Consider the following 17,452-nt stretch of genomic DNA (forward strand, 5'->3'; position numbering starts at 1 on the left):
TGTGAGGTTTATTTTTATTATCGATAAATAGTAAGTTGACGGAATATTTATTTTCGTCGCTTCCCCATAATAAATAATATAGGTCGATAATAATGATAAATAAACTGAGCCCAGTGGCACTCTCTATTGCATTAGCGATGGGATTAAGTGGCTGTAATTCTGATAATTCAACAGTATCTACAGATAAGGCAACTCAAGTTTCAGACGTATATTTACAATATGTAAATCCTTTTATTGGTACTGGTGCTGATGGCCATACTTTCCCTGGGGCGGTGTTCCCATCGGGAATGGTACAATTAAGCCCTGATACTGAAATGGAAGGTTGGGGATCAGCGGCGGGTTATTTTGATCATGGAAAACAACAAGATATTCCAGTCTATGGTTTTTCTCATACCCATTTAAGTGGAACCGGTATTACAGATCTTGGTGATATTTTAGTATTGCCGTTTACTGAAAAAAACAATGCGACTTACAATACTTTTGATAAAGCTAATGAAACGGCAGAGGCTGGTTATTATGCGGTTGAGTTAAATCGTGGTGAGATTAAAGCTGAACTGACCACCACTGCGCGCGTGGGTTATCATAAATATACCTTCGCGAAAGATAGCACACCATTTATTAAATTTGATTTAGACCACACCTTAAATAAGAGTTGGGGTAACCGTACCACGGTTGGCAATCTTGAAATTATTGATGAATATACTGTTCGCGGTCAGCGTAGTTCTGATGGTTGGGCAAATAACCAACATATTTATTTTTATGCTAAATTTAATCAGCCAATTGTAAAAGCAACCGCATTAATTGACGGTGTTGAAACGAGCGTTAAATTAAATAATGATAATATTGAAGCGGTTAAAACTATTGCTTATTTAGAGTTTGCGCCAACAGATCAGCCTCTAGAATTAAAAGTAGGCCTTTCTCCTACGGGTATTGAAGGCGCAGAAAATAACCTTAATACCGAAGTTCCCGACTGGGGCTTTGATAATGTGTTAGCGCAATCTCAACAGGCGTGGCATAACGAGTTAGCTAAGGTTGAAGTTGAAGGCGGCACCGAAGATCAAAAGCAGATTTTCTATACCGCGATGTACCACGCTTCGATTGCACCGATGATTTTCCAAGATGTTGATGGTAAATATCGCGCTATGCGTACTCAAGAAATAAAAGACGCGGGTGATACACCTAATTATTCAGTGTATTCAATGTGGGACACTTTCCGTGCTTTCCATCCATTACAAACCATTATTAATCCACAACGCGCAACAGAATATGCTAATGATTTAATTCGTAAATATAAAGATGGTGGCATGTTACCTAAGTGGGAACTGCAAGGCCATTATACGGGTACTATGATTGGCTTCCCGGCTATTTCTATTATTGCTGATGCAATGGCAAAAGATTTAAATGTTGATGCTCAAGATGCGTTAGAAGCGGCTGAATTTACCGCGCGTTATCATGAAGAAAGTGAATTTCCTGATTGGACGGATGATCAAAATATTGGTGCCGCAAATGTGGTGCAAGTAAAAGTCTATGAAGAAAATGGCTTTGTTCACCATGGCTACTGGAACTCAGCGTCTTATACTTTAGAGTTTGCTTATGGCGATTGGGCGGTATCGGAAATTGCCCGTATGACGGGTGATACCAAACTGCAGAATGAGTTTTTAGTGCGTGCTGATAATTGGTTGCATCACTGGGATAAAGAAACGAGTTTCTTACGTCCAAAGAACCATCCATTAAGTGTTAGCCCGAATAAACCTGCATCACAATTTAATCAGCCTATTGATGAGTCACGTAAAGATGAATGCGTAATGGTTGATGTGGTACAAAATAATGGTAGTAGTAAAGAGATGGAGCAATGCCCATTATTACCATTTGACCCATATTTTGTTGATGAGTTCGCCTTTACTGAAGGTAATGCATGGCAATGGAAGTTCCAACCTATGCATGACTTTGAGCGCCTAAAGCAAGAAATCTATGCTGCTGATATAGCTAACAATAAAGAAACAACGCCAGAAAAAGCATTCCGTGAAGATTTAGATGAGTTGTTTACTGCTCGCTCTTCAAATACTGGTGAAGAGCTGCCTGATTTAACCGGTTATATTGGTCAATATATGCATGGTAATGAGCCTTCGCACCATATTCCATATTTATACAATTTGACTGACGAGCCATGGAAAGCACAAGAGTATTTAGATCAGATCATGAACCAGTTTTATACCACTGAGCCAACAGGTTTAATTGGTAATGAAGATGTAGGACAAATGTCAGCATGGTACATCATGAGTGCTTTGGGCTTTTATCAAGTAACACCAGCGGATCCGACGTATTCAATTGGGCGTCCATTGTTTGATAAGGTGTCAATTGATGTCAAAGACGGTGAATTTACCATTGTGGCTGATAATAATAGCCCGGTGAATAAATACGTCCAGTCAGTTACCATTAATGGCCAAGAGTTAGGTGCTAACTTAACCTTTAAGCACAGCGATATTAAAGCTGGTGGTGAGTTACGGTTTGTAATGACAGGCGATAAAAAGCAAGCACTGCAGGCAAGTTTTTAATTAGTTACCGCTATATGTATTAACCAAAGCGTGCTCTTTGTAAGAGCACGCTTTTTTGTTATTAGTCTGCTGGCAGGTTTAACCCAAAATGGTCATCACAGCTGGTTTGGCTGGGTTGGTTAGTATTATCGTAACCGCAGTAATCGGTCTCAAGAATATTGTATTCAGCACGCGCTGCGGCGAGTAATTGAAAGAACTCGGCTTTAGTGACTTTTCGCTCTCGATAATAGCTGGCATAAGTTGGATTACCGTTGAAAAAACCTTGGGCGGTGCGAACGCGAGTATCGTTTGGCGGTAAGGTCGTTAATTGGTTTTGCATAATACCGCCATCAGGCATTCGTACTTGGTAAAGAACAGTATCATCGCCAATTAAGGTGGTATTAGTATCTAACGTCATACCAAAAGATTCAAACGGGCCAGCAAGGTTACCATTACAATCAGCGGCTTGTTGATCGGCACTAAAGATCTTCTCATTACCATTAATACCACAGATTCCATTACCTAATGCCATGGTTGTCTCATCACATAACTCGGCTTTTTTGGGCGGGTATAAAAACACATTGCGCTGTTTGATACTGTTTCCAATCACTTCTAAATGAATAAATCCTTGGTAATTATCATATTGATATGGCCAGCGACTAGAAACTTGAGGTGTACCATCTGCACCAAGCAAAGTGTAATCCCCGACCCAGTAACCGTTCTCTCGTTGCCACGGGGTAAAATCCAGTAATCGTACGTTATCGAGATCACAGTCATCGTTTACTACAGCTAACACGGATGGATCTTGCGCTGTGTCGGTATCTGCGGGTGGTGCTTCGATGGCTGCGGGATCAGTATTGGTGGTTGTGCTGTTGGTGTTATCGTTATTACAGCCACTTAGCATGGAGGCACTAACACATAATAAGGAGGGTATTAGGTAATTGGATATAGGCATGAGCTAATCTACATTATGGCGACAATACATAAAAAATTAGTCAATTTAGACAGTTATCTATGACTTATTTTTAAGAATCTATTGTTGATGATTGTTTTATGGCTCACTTTGTTACAACTTCTTATCTTTCATACAAATTGAAACATATTGCTGATATTTAAAAGAAACCAGAGCGAGTATATTTTATTTCAACACTTTTTCGATTCCCATTTTCACGGTTGTTGATGTTTTCAATCGTTTCAAGGACAGCAACAATGACAACGTTTACGTTAACCATTACTCATGGTTTGTCTCATCATCCGGATATAGAACGCAAGACCGCAAATCCTCGTCAGGCGTTACGCTTTTTAGATCGTGAAATATCACCGTATACGCGTAGTTTTACGAAAATTATCACCGTTAATAATAAGCAATATGTAAAGAGTGTTGCAGAGGATGATAGCCAAGCGTTTCGCGATGATTATATGGTGGATAATTCGTTTGCTCTTTGGTGGCAAAGAGTGCGGGGATTTATAGTTAATAAATAAAAATAACAACAGTAATCATCTATATAACAACACCCTGCTAGTAGGTTCACTGCAGGGTGTTATTGATTTTGAAGAGCGCTATTATTATTTGGTCATGATAACTTCAGCTTGGCGCTCTTCTGGTTTATCCATGCCTGTTTGCCACAACCAGTAAGTAATATTGCCTGGACAATTTAAGCTCACCACTTTGTGATTACCATGGCAATCAATCGCATGAATAGTAACACCTTCGGTATAGCCATCTTTGAGATAATCGAGATCACGAATCGCTTCATAGACGGCTTCATCTAACGTCATTCCCATCTTCATGTATAACACTACCGCATGGGCAGTTGAACAGCGGATACTCATTTCTCCAGTGTGAGTACAAGCACAAGCACCATAACGACTATCAGCATACGATCCGGCACCAATAATTGGACTGTCACCTAAGCGACCGGGGTATTTCCATGCCCAACCTGAAGTAGACGTTGCGGCGGTAATTTTGCAGTTAATGTCACTGCTTAGAAAAACCGTAGTATCACGTACACGCTCAGGATCGGTAGCATTGTTAGACAGTGGCGCGAGTGGCACATTAGGAAATGCCGCTTGTTGCTCTGGTGTCATTGCTTGTTCTAGCTTTTCCCACCACACTTGTTTTGAATCTTCGATAAGATTATTGCCTGCAACCGCATTAATTTCATTGGCAAAAATAGCTGCACCTTCACCGACTAAAATTTCATGGTTGAGATCTGTCATGACTTTATAGGCGACTTCAATCGGGTGGATGTAGCCTTTTAATGCGCCAACAGCACCAGTTCGTAAACTATCACCATCCATTACTGAGGCGTCGAGCTCCATTTCGCCAAGTACATTTGGCCAGCCACCGTAACCGACAGTACGTACGCGTGGATCTAACTCAACCAGCTTAATACCTTCAACTAATGCACGTAAGCCTTCTTCACCTGCTTGTAGACGACGAGCTGATGCTTCAATGCCAGGGTAGGCTTCTGAATTTGCTAATAAGATCATGGTTAACTTCCTTGTTATTGGTGCAACTGATCTTGCAAGATCAACTGTTGGCAGAGTTCGGTTAATAACAGCGTACCGTAGCCTGTGGTGGCTTTGGCGTAAATTTTACGATGAGTCATAAATGACATTGCCGCTGAATCAATATGGATCCACTTTTGATTGGGCTCGATAAAGTGTGATAAAAAGGTCGCTGCCACGCATGGGCTGCCATCAGGCTCTTCACTACCGTGGCGAAGATCAGCAAAATCGCTGTCTAACGCGGTGCTAAACATGTCACCGCTAGGCATTGGCCATAATGGCTCTGAGCATGCTTGACCTGCTGTTTTTGCATGGGCAATAAAGTCATCGTTATTGCCCATTAATGAGGCAAAAGCTTTTCCTAGCGCAATCCCTGTGCCACCGGTTAAGGTCGCAATATCAACTAAATAGTCCGGTTGATACTGCTGTTGGGCATAATGAAGCACATCGGCTAATACCATTCGTCCTTCGGCATCAGTGCTAATGATTTCGACACTGGTTTTATTGAGCATAGTGACCACATCACCGGGCTTAATCGCTGTGCCTGATGGCATGTTTTCTACTAAGCCACACAATCCAATCACACGAATTGGTAATTGAAGTTGGGCGATAGCGTTTAATGCGCCAACAACGGCTGCCGCGCCGCCCATATCCACCTTCATGGTACTCATATAGCGCGGTTGTTTAATGCTAATACCACCAGAATCAAACGTGACCCCTTTACCGACTAATGCCACTGTTAATTGAGGGTTTTGTGGATGATAATCAAGGCATAATAACCGTGCTTCGCGATCACTACCTTGAGCAATGCTCATTAAGCCACCAAAGCCTTGTTCAAGCATCATCGCATCATCAAGGTAAGATAACTCAATGTTATTAATCGCTAACGCTTCTACAGCCTCGACAAAGGATTGTGGATAAATAACATTGCCTGGTTTGTTGATTAATTCACGCGCGATGAGCTGGCTCTGTGCCAGAATTCGACCGTTTTCAAATGCATTATTATCGTCGCTAGTGGCGTTAAGTAGATCGAAATCTGCCATTGTTGGCGCTAACAGCGGGCTATTGCTATGGTGATAACGATAGCTGGATAACGCCAGTCCAAACGAGAGCCATTTGATCCAGTCTTGATGATTAAATTGACCAGCAATAGTGTCATCAATGCACAGTTGTAACGTTGTCGCTTGAGTAAATGTGGTTGCGATTAAATAGCCAATATCTTGAATATCTGCCACGGTAAATACCGCTTTGCTGATCTCAGCATTAAAATCACTCACATCTTGGTTGAGGGTTAATTGTTTATTCGTTTTTGATGTTAGGTAAATAGTACGGGTTAATTGATCGCAGTGTTGAGTACGAGCAAAAGTAAAGGTTAATAAGCTGCTATTCATTATCTTGTTCCGCCATCAGTAACAGGGTGAGGCATTTCAGTTTGAGTGGCTATCAGGGTTTCATCACTACGTTGCTGCCAGCGGCGCATGCCTTTGTGTGAACGTAATTGTGGGTTGGCAATCTCGTCTACGGCAAAGTTTAATAACGATAACCCGATGGCTATAAAAATTAATGCCAGACATGGAGCGAGAATTTCCCACCATGCACCAATCAACATCGACGAAGAGGTCTGAACGTTATATAGCATCACGCCCCAACTGATCGCATTAGGATCGCCAAGACCAAGGAACGATAAACTCGCTTCAGTCATGATTGCCAACAGTACACAGCCAATAAAGCTGGCACCAACAATCGACATTAGGTTAGGTAAGATCTCTACCGCAATAATTCGCCACGGTGACTCGCCTAATACTTCTGCCGCACGAATAAACTCTTTTTCGCGTAGGGATAAGGTTTGAGATCGTACCACTCGCGCCCCCCATGCCCAGGAGGTGATGGCAATAACAATTGCTATCGTAAATGGCCCAGCTTGACCGATAAACGCCGCAATAATAAACAGTAACGGTAATTGGGGGATCACCAGCATGATGTTCATGGCTGCAGTTAGAATTTCATCGACTTTGCCGCCAAAATAGCCCGCAGAAACGCCAATTAAGGTTGCTAGAAAACACACTAAAACCCCTGCACCTAAACCAACCGCAAGCGATGTGCGTGCACCGTAGATTAATTGTGACCATACATCACGTCCCATACGAGTTGTGCCGAGAATATGGTCGGCTTTTTTGGACATCAGTAGGGTGCGTTTATTGGTGGCCAAGTTTTTCGCAATCCACCCATCAGGATTATTTTGGGCAGCTTTCACCACAAACGCAGGGTATTCATGTGGGTTGCCAGTACCTCTATCGGGTGCATGGTTAGTGATCATTGGCGCAAACAGAGCCGCTAACACAAACATCACTAAAATACATAATCCAGTTAATGACTTAGGATTTCGAATTAATAATTGAATAATGCCTTTCATGTTATCGATCTCCCTTACGTAGACGGGGGTCTAACAGTACAATTAACAGATCGGCCATAAAGTTAAAGAACAACATAAATAAGGTCATCAGTAATAATTGTCCTTGCAGTACTTGGTAATCACGAGCGTGAATTGCATTTAACAATACCGTTCCAAGGCCGGGATAGTTAAAGATCATTTCAACAATTAATTGACCACTGATAGCAGTACCTAAAGCCATTGATAATGCGGTGACACTTGGTAGCATCGCATTACGCGCGGCATAGTTAAAAATAACCCGATGCTCACTTAATCCTTTGGCTTTGGCCATGGTAATAAAGTCTTCGTTAAGCAAGTTGATCATGTTATTACGCATGCTAATTAAAAAGCCGCCAATTTGGCTGACAGTGGCACATAGTAAAGGCAATGCGGCGTGATACATTACATCTTTATAAAACGCCCAACTAGACCAATCAGGGGTAGTGCCAGAGGTATACGCATTGCCAATCGGAAACCATTCTAAGCCAATCGCAAAGGTGAACATTACTAGCATCGCAATCACCACCGAAGGAATAGATTGCACCACCAGTGTACTTGGCGAAATAAAAGTGTCGTAATAACTGCCACGACGCCAAGCGGCAAAAATGCCCATCACAGAACCTATGCAAAATGATAAAACGACCGCCGTTCCGGTTAAAAATAATGACCAGCCAATCGCGCTACCAAGGAGATCATTTACCGATAATGGGTAGAATTTAATTGATGTTCCCCATTGACCGGTAAATATATTGGCAAGATAAGAAAAATATTGCTCGTATAATGGGCCGTCAACAAAACCAAGCAGTTTTTTCATTGCTTCAATACGTTCAGGGCTAACATGTGAGGTTGCATTGGCAAACATCATTGTCACAGGATCACCCGGCATTGCTCTGGGTAATATAAAGTTTAATGTTGCTGCAAATATTAATGCGATAAAATAAAATGATAATCGCCGAAAGAAAAAGCCCATCGTATTTATTCCTAATAAAGATTTGTTAGAGACATAACAATTAAAATGCTGCTGTTAAATAACAACAGTATTAATAAAGCCATGTATTCCTAGCCATTAAATAAATACCGTCATCGAAAAGATGACGGCACTATTTGGTATTAGGCTTTTGGTTTTAAATCTAAGACGTGTAATAAACGCTCAGGTACACCAGCCCATGCTAGTGGACGGCCTTTAGGGTTTTCTGTGCTCCACCAACCGGTAAAACGGCTTTCATTAAATTGGTAGACATCAACTCCTGACATAACAGGAATGGTGATTTGGTTTTCAGCAATAATCTTTTGAATTTTATGCGCAATGATTTTTTGTTGATCTTGATTGGCTGTTTTATAGAAATTATCTAGCAATTGATCAAGTTCAGCATTTTTAAAGAAGTGCATGGCAAAGCGTGGCATGCTCGCACCTTCTTGATAACGTGAATGATAAGCACTGTTCCAGTAACGATATGGATCGGCACCGTTAAAGTAGTTGGTATAAGCCATATCATAAGTACCATTGGTCATCGCTTGGTTATAAACCGCAAAGTCAGAGGTTTTGGCTTTAACATCGATTCCCGCCATTTGTAACTGTTCAACTCCAAGCTGAACGGTATTATTAAAGTCAGTCCAACCTGTTGGTGATTGGATTGAAATTTCTATTTTTTTACCGGTTGGCGTTTCGACATAACCATCACCATCGATATCTTTAAAGCCTGCTTTAGCAAGTAATGCTTTGGCATTATCAATATTGAAAGTATTAAAGCCTTTGTATTTATTATAAATATCTTGATCTGCCCAGAACTCTAAGCCTTTACCTAAGCCTGATGCATAATCATTAACGATGCCATTACCGTAAAAAGCGACATCAATGATTTTTTGACGATCAATTGCCATCGATAGCGCACGACGGAAATCAAGGGTATTAATCGCTTCGTTATTACCCGGATGCGGAGTTTTAAAGTTCATCATAAATGCTTGTGTGCTTGCTGCTGGGTACCAGTATTTATGATGAGGATTACGTGCAGCATACAGTGCATCAACGTCAGGAATAAAGGCACTGGTCCAGTCGAGCTCTGACTTAATGATTTTGTTTAACAGTTGATCGTTATTGGCAATTTGTGGCACTCGTAAACAATCGACTTCAAGGTTGTCGTTATCCCAGTAATTAGGGTTACGACACTGAACGTATAATTGTGGAGTAAAAGTGTCGATTTCAGTGAAAGGACCTGAGCCAACAGGGTTTTCATTGGTAAATAACTCTGGCTTTTCAATATCTTTCCAAATATGTTTTGGCACGATAGGAATGGTAGATATTTCAAATGGAAGGTTTGAGTTCGCTTCAGTTAATTCGAAAATAACCTTGTTATCTTGTTGGCGAACGCTTTTGATCCAGCGATCCATACTTTTTGGATCAAGTTCTGGTTTGTCATGAATCAATTGGAATGAATACACCACATCATCAGCAGTAAATGGAGTGCCATCAGACCATTTTACACCGTCACGAATCTCAAACGTAACTTGCATTAGATCGTCTGACATGTAGTAATTCTTAGCTAATCGCATCACCGGTTTATTACCATGCATTTGGTTAAATACAACCAATGGCTCATAAATAAAGTCAGTTGTAGTACGTAAATTGGTTGCGAGGTAAGGGTTAAAGTTACGTATCATGGTGGGATAAAAATCAGCTACAATTGTTAGTTGATTTTTTTCAGCTGCAAAAGTTGTTGGGGCACATAATGCCGCCAATACTGCTAACGCTAGCGTATGCACTTTATTTATGATCATGAAGATTCCTTATTATAAATGTAGGGTATCAATTCCGTATAAGCATGATGAAAGTGGAGCGTTTGTATTAATTACTATTATTTCTTTTTACGATAATTAACTTGAACATTGTCGCAAATGTTATTTTTTAGTTTTATTATTTATTTAATCAAATACTGATCTCATTTTTATATTTTAAAAGGCAATAGGTATAAACAAATAATAAATAACAGCTGTAACAAGATACGCATATAATAATATGCGTATAGGTATTATTTAAAATAGTGGTTAGTTTAATTTATAAATTAATAACTACCACGAAGGTGATATAAGGTTAAACTTTGTTTTAATATTTCAAGATTACATTCACCTTTATAATAAATTCGCTGTTTATAGCCACTAATATGACTTGGTAATAAGGTAAAGCTACTATCACTAAAACGACCTTGGCACTCAAGTTGTGGTTCAACAAATAATGCCGGATAGTCACAGTCTAATTCTAACCAAATTGCATCGTTATCTTGGTGCCATTCAACAGTGATTGCTGGCTGTTGCAATTGTGCGTGTTTAAATAAACATGGGTAATGGTCATTTTCAGTCACGCTACCATCAGCACAGGTTAAGCGTACGTGGTAAAATACCTGTTTAGCTGCAGTGGTTGTTAACTGTTGATCAGATTGCCATAAAATGGTGCTGCTATCAGGGTCTAACTGAGTATCTAGAGCCCAAGTTTCAAGCACATTACCTTGCCAATCTACCTTGATCACCTTTCCGGTAATTGGCATTGATTGATGATGGTCATTAACCACATGTAAGCATAATGGCTGTTGGGGAGGCTGAATAAATGTCGCCATCACAGGTGCAAAGAAACGTTTAGCATGGTGGTGCAGTTGTTTCCAACGCCCAGTATATTCAATACTTGACCATGAACTCACCGGCCAACAATCATTAAGTTGCCAATAGAGAATGCCGCGACAATGTTGTTTATGTGCTCGCCAAAACTCAGACGCGGTTTTAATCGCTATTGCTTGTTGTACTTGGCTTAAATAGAGCATATTGGCAAAGCCAACCGGAAAGCGGAAATAGCGGGTAAACATTTCAGTGATAATGCTATTACCGCGACCGTTCTTTTGATGTTGTTCAAACGTTGGTGAAGTAACGTTCCAATCTTCATCATCAGCAAAGGTTTTTACCGTCGGTAAAGAAGGCCATGATTGATAACCAAATTCGGAACAAAAACGTGGTTTTACACTGTGATAAGCGTCAAATGATTTACCCGAGTGCCACACATCCCAAAAATGCATATCGCCACGGTTGTCATCGTGCCATGCATCACCAAAATCTAATTCACCATTGCACGGCGAGCTGGCCCAAAAACGACGGCTAGGATCGTATTGTTCAACCACTTGTTGCAACATGCGATTTAAACGGTCGTAGTTGACCACGTATTTTTCACGGTTGTGTTTAGATTCGTCATACCAGCCAATTGCGCCAATAACCTCGTTATCACCACACCACAAAGCGAGAGCAGGGTGATCGGCTAAGCGTTTAACTTGGTCAACAATTTCTAATTCAACATCTGCTAGAAATTCTGGTGTCGATGGATATAACGCGCAGGCAAACATCAGATCTTGCCACACTAATAATCCGAGTTCATCGCACAACTCATAAAAGATATCGTGCTCATACATGCCGCCGCCCCAAACACGGATCATATTCATGTTAGCTGCGACCGCATCTTCTAATAATTGTCGGTAACGCTCAGGCGTTTGGCGGCTCGGTAGGGCATCAAGAGGGATCCAATTGGCACCTTTCGCAGTAATGGGATTGCCGTTAACCACAAATGTCATCGCACTGCCAATGGCATCGACTTGGGTATCTAGGGTTAATTCACGTAGACCGAGTTTCTTAGTGATAGTGTGATTATTAAGGGTGACAGTTAATGGGTATAGCGGTTGGTCACCATAACCTGCTGGCCACCAACGTTGTGGATCAGTAACCGTAACTGTAATAGTGATGGTTTGAGGCCCTTTAACTGCGGCATCAATCGCAATAGTGTGTACTTGTTTATCAAAGTTAATTTCAAGTATTTGCGTGGTTTGTTCAGCTAAAATATCACAATCAACTGTCAATGTGACGTCACAATCACCATTCGCTAACCATGTTTGTTGGGTGCGTACATGTTGTAAACGAGTGCTATAAACAGGAGTAAGTGTTAGTGAGTTGTATACCCCCGTAGATAATAAACAAATGCCCCAGTCCCACCCTGCATGACATTGGGTTTTACGAAGAGTATTTAGGTGTGGGATCTGATTATTACCGACTGCCCATGGCACAGCAAAAGGCAACCTATCTGCGCGGCGTTGGGCTTCAATATCATTACGGGCTAATGCAATACTGATGTGATTAGTGCCCTGTTGTAGGTAGGGCAGAATATCGACCTGATAGCAGCGAAACATATTACTGCAGCTTAATACTTGCGTACCGTTAACGTAGATACTCGCCATGGTATCAACAAACGATAAATTCAAATCTATTGCTGTGGCATCAAGTAGATTGCTATCAACCGTAAACTCGCGAGTAAGTAACCATTCACTTTCACCTACCCACTGAATTAAGGTTTCATTGCAGCCATAATAAGGCTGAGGTAATAACTCTGCGTTAATAAGAGCGGAGTGAACATCACCAGGTAAGGTGCACGTAGTATAAATATGAGAATGCTGAGGTGAAGTGAGCGTCCACTGACCGTCTAATGAAATATGAGACACGTAACAATCCTTATTATTGTGTGAAAATGAAACGAGACGAAACACAATGAAATAGAAGTGTATTACGATGTAAATTGAATTAGCAGTGGATTAAGCATGCAATCACTGGACTTTTGTACCTAGTTGATGGATATGTGACCATGTTAAATATATTTACTGATTAAACAAACACTGCAAATTTATAGGTGCCTGATGAATAGTTTTAAATGACATTGTCATAAACTGAAGCCCAATGTCATTTAAAATATAGCGGTATTTATTTGATATTGATGCTGAAACTATAATTTTGGCTTGAATTACGTTTACTGATCGTAGGATATTCACCAATCGCAATATGATATTGACCTGTAAACGGTAAGGTATAGGTATCGTGTTGATTAGGATTGGTTGAAATGGCTGAAATATCGACAGCCTGTTTCATTTTAGGGTGCTTGATTGTTACCCATAATTTAGTGCTGTCACTGCTAACTAATGTGGTAATTTTCTGACCTTGATGACCATAAAAACTAAAATCATTCGTTACATCATTATGAATAACGCCACTGTATTTATAGCTTGTTTGTTGTGGAGAAAAGGTAATAGCTAATGGTGATGACATTGCTGATACTGTGTTTGCTATTGCCGAGCAACTGATATTTAAAGCACCAATCACGATTAGTGCTTGAAGATATTTTTTCACTTATTTAATTCCATTAAAATGAAATCATATTAGTCTTATTAGTTTGAAGTGGAATATGTAAAAATAGAATATAAATATTCACTTATTGATACTTTATAGAATAATTAATGGACTCGATATTCGGTTGGGGTTTTACCCGTTTTGCGTTTAAATACACGACAAAAATAATTAGAGTCATGATAACCGCAGCGATTAGCCACCTCTTCTAAACGGAAGTTGTAGCGCTTTAACATAAATTTTGCCCGCTCTAATCGTACCCAAGCGATGTAATCGGCAAAACGCATATGACCTTCTTGACGAAATAAACGTGATAAATGATTCGGCGAAATATTAAAGCGTTCTGCAACAGTATTACGGTTAATGTTGCGATGGAAATTTTCTTGAACGTAAATACAAATGCCTTTAAATAAATCTTGGCTACGGCGGGTACAATCGGTGGTCGGCATTTCAAGCATATCTTTGCAATAGCACAATAACGCCATTAGCAAGAATTTATCGGCTGGTTGTTTTTTCTTTTCGTGAGTCAAGCTTGATAGCGCATTGAGAATATGATCAATCGCATGGCTGCTACGCTGCGGTACACTGTATTTTTGAACATCATAAAAACCATCTTCATTAGCACGCTTACTCACCAGACTAAAACCAAGTTGGCTTTTACCAAATAATAAACTGAGTACTGAGCACTCATGTTGCCAATCAGGTTTGTTCCAAGCATTGGCTGGAATAAATAATGCTTCACCCACTCCAAGGGTAATATTGGTAGCATCAGGTTGCTGATTATCAAAGGTATTGGCGTAATGGCCTTTAAAGACTAATTCTAAGCGAGGAAAGTTAACTTGATAGCTTGATTCCAGTGGCGGTAATGAGTCACCAGCAAACCAAATGTCATTTAAGGACTCAAAATCAGTAATGGCACTATCGAGTAAATCGATAAAAATATTATGCATCTCTTGCGTCTACTTATTGTTATTTTTCATGGACGTGGACTAACTAATCAATTTAGCTAACGTACCTTATGTGTGAATGTGCGTATTATCAGTTAGCTAACCCTTGAATGCGATATAATGCTCTTGAAATTGTTATCTTGATGCCAGTTTATTTGGTTAAGAATGTAGTTATGCGCATTTTTCAGCTGTTATAGAAAAAGCCACCTTAAATAACGTGATCTAAGGTGACTTTATGTTGGGGGAGTAAAGACACTGCGAGTAAACAGTGTCTTTAAGTGCGATTAAGCTTGTGCTAGATGCGCTTCAATTTTATCCATGATTTGTGGTGCTTTCTTTACTGCATCTGCCACACCAACTCGAACAATTTTCTTACCAGCGAAACGCTCTTCATTTTTAATCGCGATATCTTTAGTTAGAATCACGATATCAGCGTCAGCAACTTCACTCATGGTGATTTCGTTTTCAATACCGATAGAACCTTGGGTTTCAACTTTAACATCCCAACCTTTTGCTTTTGCAGCTACTTCTAATGCTTCTGCTGCCATGTACGTATGTGCAACACCAGATGGGCAAGATGTGATAGCTAATACTTTCATGTGAATCTCCAAATTTTTTATTTAATGCGTTTAACGCGTTGATAAGTGAATGCGATGTTATTAATCAAAACTTAGGTCAAGGTCGTCAGAAGCAGCGGTAGGTGCTTGTTCTTCTTGGCGATCTGCAATCGGTTTTTTAAGGAAGTTAACCATTAAGGCTGTTGTTACCGAGCCTGCAATGATAGCCACGACATAGAAGATACGACCATCAACAACAGGTAGTACAATCAGACCGCCCCATGGTGCATGGTTTAGAACACCGAATAAGAAGGCTGTTACGTTACCAACGATACCGCCAACGACGATTGAAGGAATTACACGTACTGGATCAGAGGCTGCGAATGGGATTGCGCCTTCAGTGATACCGATACAGCCCATGATACCTGCAGCTTTACCAGCTTCACGTTCTTCATCAGAGTAACGCTTTGGTGATAGAAGTGTAGCAAGGAACATACCTAGAGGCGGCACACAGATAGCAACACCCACACCACCCATTAACCATGGTTGAGTACCGACTTGTGTTTGAGCAAATAGAGTTGCAACTTTGTTGATTGGACCACCCATATCAAAGGCCGTCATACCACCAAGAATCACACCGAGGAATGCTTTAGATGTACCCGCCATGCCTTGTAGCCATGTGTTCATGCCTTCCATTGCCATTGCAATCGGTGCACCGATAACCCAGATAACTAGACCTGAAACAATGAACGTACCACCGATAGGAAGAATGAAATAAGTTGAGATGGCTTTGAGTTTGTTTGACAGCGGAATACGTTTTAGTTGTAGAACCACGTAACCTGCAATGAAACCGACTATGATAGCGCCAATGAAGCCGGCGTTAACTTGGTTAGCAAGGTAAGCGCCAATCATGCCCGGAGCAAGTGCTGGACGGTCAGCGATAGAGTAAGCAATGTAGCCACCTAGCACTGGTACGAATAAAGTGAAACCTGCAATACCCATGTCCCATAAACCTTCAAGGAATACACCTTGAGGGACAGCACCTTTACCACCTAACATTACTGACAGGGCAAGTAGTACACCACCTGCAACAACGAACGGTAACATGTGACTGGTACCTGTTAAAAGGTGCCGTTTTAATTGCGACAATTGGTTTTTCATAAGAATCACTCCATTTCGTTATGAAACATTGGCCACGGATAAGGACAACAACATAACAGGTTTAAGATGGCGGAAAGCCGTTTTGTTGGAGCCATTATGGGCGGCTAAAGCAATTATCGGTATGGGATAAAGGGTGCATTTGCTGGACATTTGTAACCAGCCAAATGAGTTGTGATTTAACTCTCAGGTTTGAGGTGGTGAGAAAGAGATCTAGCGCACAGAACATGCGCCAATGGTGTTTATTTTTGATTGCAGCAATAAAAATAGTGGATTATACGGTTCGATATCGGTGTGATTTCTATCACTGTTAGTCGAGTAAGGTGGACTAATCTAACCGCAAACGGTATTGATCAGGAGTAGCACCTGCGTATTTTTTAAATAAGGTAATAAACGGTGAGGCCTGATGATAGCCTAATGTTAATGCGGTTTCGTTAACTGACATGCCTTGGCGTAATAGATGTAATGAATAAATAAACTTACGTCGCTGTCGCCACTCAGTAAAACTGATGCCTAATTTATTTTTGTAATGACGAGCCAAAGTACGCTCTGTGGTATGTAGCTGTTGGGCCCATTGCGCTAATGAGAGGTTGTTAATTGGATTATGTTCTAATTCAATTAAAATCGGCTGTAGTAATTTATCTTCGCTGGTGGGTAAAAACTGGTCATGTTGTTCGCACAATAATAGTTGATCAAATAGCACCGTGACCAAATGCTTATCTTGTTCGGTAGTCGCGACCATGATGTGACGTTGACGAAGATCTTCAATAATTGCGGTCATAATTGCGCTTACTTCTAATAGACAAGGATAAATAGGCAGTTTATCGGATAGTGGTGGGCAAATATTCATTGAACAGTAATTAAGACTACGTCGAATATAGCTTTTATGCTCCATCATTGGAGGCATCCACAATGCATAACGGGGCGGAGCTAAAAAACGTTTGTTTGGCGTACTCAATTCAATAATACCATTGCTTACTAGGTGTAATTGTCCCCAGCAATGACTATGGCTAAGAGTACTCGTATCTGGCTCAAACACTTCATGAACAAAAAAAATATCATTCGGTGGATTATTATTATCAATAATTGGGTTATAAATAGTCGCCATGATGTGAT

At 40.6% G+C, this 17,452-nt stretch carries 14 protein-coding genes; 2 read left to right on the forward strand and 12 right to left on the reverse strand.

What is annotated here, in order from left to right; genetic code table 11:
• Positions 1–92 precede the first annotated feature (92 nt).
• On the forward strand, positions 93–2,555 hold the full coding sequence (locus PAND9192_RS10350; protein ID WP_087853743.1) for a GH92 family glycosyl hydrolase: 2,463 nt from the start codon (positions 93–95) through the stop codon (positions 2,553–2,555).
• A gap of 61 nt (positions 2,556–2,616) precedes the next feature.
• Here the strand turns inward: PAND9192_RS10350 and PAND9192_RS10355 are convergent, their stop codons facing one another.
• Positions 2,617–3,438, reverse strand: a complete 822-nt coding sequence (locus PAND9192_RS10355) for a hypothetical protein (protein WP_234999067.1) — start codon at positions 3,436–3,438, stop codon at positions 2,617–2,619.
• Between the two features lie 305 nt (positions 3,439–3,743).
• Between PAND9192_RS10355 and PAND9192_RS10360 the strand changes: the two genes are divergently transcribed.
• Positions 3,744–4,016, forward strand: a complete 273-nt coding sequence (locus PAND9192_RS10360; protein WP_087853745.1) for a hypothetical protein — start codon at positions 3,744–3,746, stop codon at positions 4,014–4,016.
• 84 nt (positions 4,017–4,100) lie between these two features.
• Here PAND9192_RS10360 and PAND9192_RS10365 read toward each other — a convergent pair whose 3' ends face one another.
• From PAND9192_RS10365 to PAND9192_RS10415, 11 genes are all read right to left on the reverse strand, one after another.
• On the reverse strand, positions 4,101–5,027 hold the full coding sequence (locus tag PAND9192_RS10365) for a glycosylasparaginase (RefSeq protein ID WP_087853746.1): 927 nt from the start codon (positions 5,025–5,027) through the stop codon (positions 4,101–4,103).
• A gap of 14 nt (positions 5,028–5,041) precedes the next feature.
• Positions 5,042–6,436, reverse strand: coding sequence for a M17 family metallopeptidase (locus PAND9192_RS10370; protein ID WP_087853747.1), 1,395 nt, complete (start codon positions 6,434–6,436; stop codon positions 5,042–5,044).
• On the reverse strand, positions 6,436–7,458 hold the full coding sequence (locus PAND9192_RS10375) for an ABC transporter permease (protein WP_087853748.1): 1,023 nt from the start codon (positions 7,456–7,458) through the stop codon (positions 6,436–6,438). The genes PAND9192_RS10370 and PAND9192_RS10375 overlap by 1 nt, the downstream gene beginning before the upstream one ends.
• 1 nt (position 7,459) lies before the next feature.
• A complete protein-coding gene (locus PAND9192_RS10380; RefSeq protein WP_060996890.1) occupies positions 7,460–8,446 on the reverse strand; it encodes an ABC transporter permease in 987 nt (328 codons plus the stop codon).
• A gap of 140 nt (positions 8,447–8,586) precedes the next feature.
• Positions 8,587–10,251 carry an ABC transporter substrate-binding protein gene (locus PAND9192_RS10385; protein ID WP_200817812.1) on the reverse strand — a complete coding sequence of 555 codons (1,665 nt, stop codon included), beginning with the start codon at positions 10,249–10,251 and terminating at the stop codon, positions 8,587–8,589.
• Positions 10,252–10,535: 284 nt separating this feature from the next.
• Positions 10,536–12,998: a beta-mannosidase gene (locus PAND9192_RS10390; RefSeq protein WP_087853750.1), complete on the reverse strand. Its 2,463-nt coding sequence runs from the start codon at positions 12,996–12,998 to the stop codon at positions 10,536–10,538.
• Between the two features lie 256 nt (positions 12,999–13,254).
• Positions 13,255–13,677 carry a hypothetical protein gene (locus PAND9192_RS10395; RefSeq protein ID WP_087853751.1) on the reverse strand — a complete coding sequence of 141 codons (423 nt, stop codon included), beginning with the start codon at positions 13,675–13,677 and terminating at the stop codon, positions 13,255–13,257.
• Between the two features lie 104 nt (positions 13,678–13,781).
• The gene (locus tag PAND9192_RS10400) at positions 13,782–14,624 is read right to left on the reverse strand and encodes a helix-turn-helix transcriptional regulator (RefSeq protein WP_087853752.1); all 843 of its coding nucleotides are present in this window, start codon (positions 14,622–14,624) and stop codon (positions 13,782–13,784) included.
• A 281-nt stretch (positions 14,625–14,905) separates the two neighbouring features.
• On the reverse strand, positions 14,906–15,220 hold the full coding sequence (locus PAND9192_RS10405) for a PTS fructose-like transporter subunit IIB (RefSeq protein ID WP_060996894.1): 315 nt from the start codon (positions 15,218–15,220) through the stop codon (positions 14,906–14,908).
• A gap of 60 nt (positions 15,221–15,280) precedes the next feature.
• On the reverse strand, positions 15,281–16,339 hold the full coding sequence (locus PAND9192_RS10410) for a PTS fructose transporter subunit EIIC (protein ID WP_087853753.1): 1,059 nt from the start codon (positions 16,337–16,339) through the stop codon (positions 15,281–15,283).
• Between the two features lie 325 nt (positions 16,340–16,664).
• Positions 16,665–17,444, reverse strand: a complete 780-nt coding sequence (locus PAND9192_RS10415; RefSeq protein WP_087853754.1) for an AraC family transcriptional regulator — start codon at positions 17,442–17,444, stop codon at positions 16,665–16,667.
• Between the last annotated feature and the right edge of the window lie 8 nt (positions 17,445–17,452).

Source organism: Photobacterium andalusiense (assembly GCF_900185625.1).
Classification (GTDB): Bacteria; Pseudomonadota; Gammaproteobacteria; order Enterobacterales; family Vibrionaceae; genus Photobacterium; species Photobacterium aquimaris.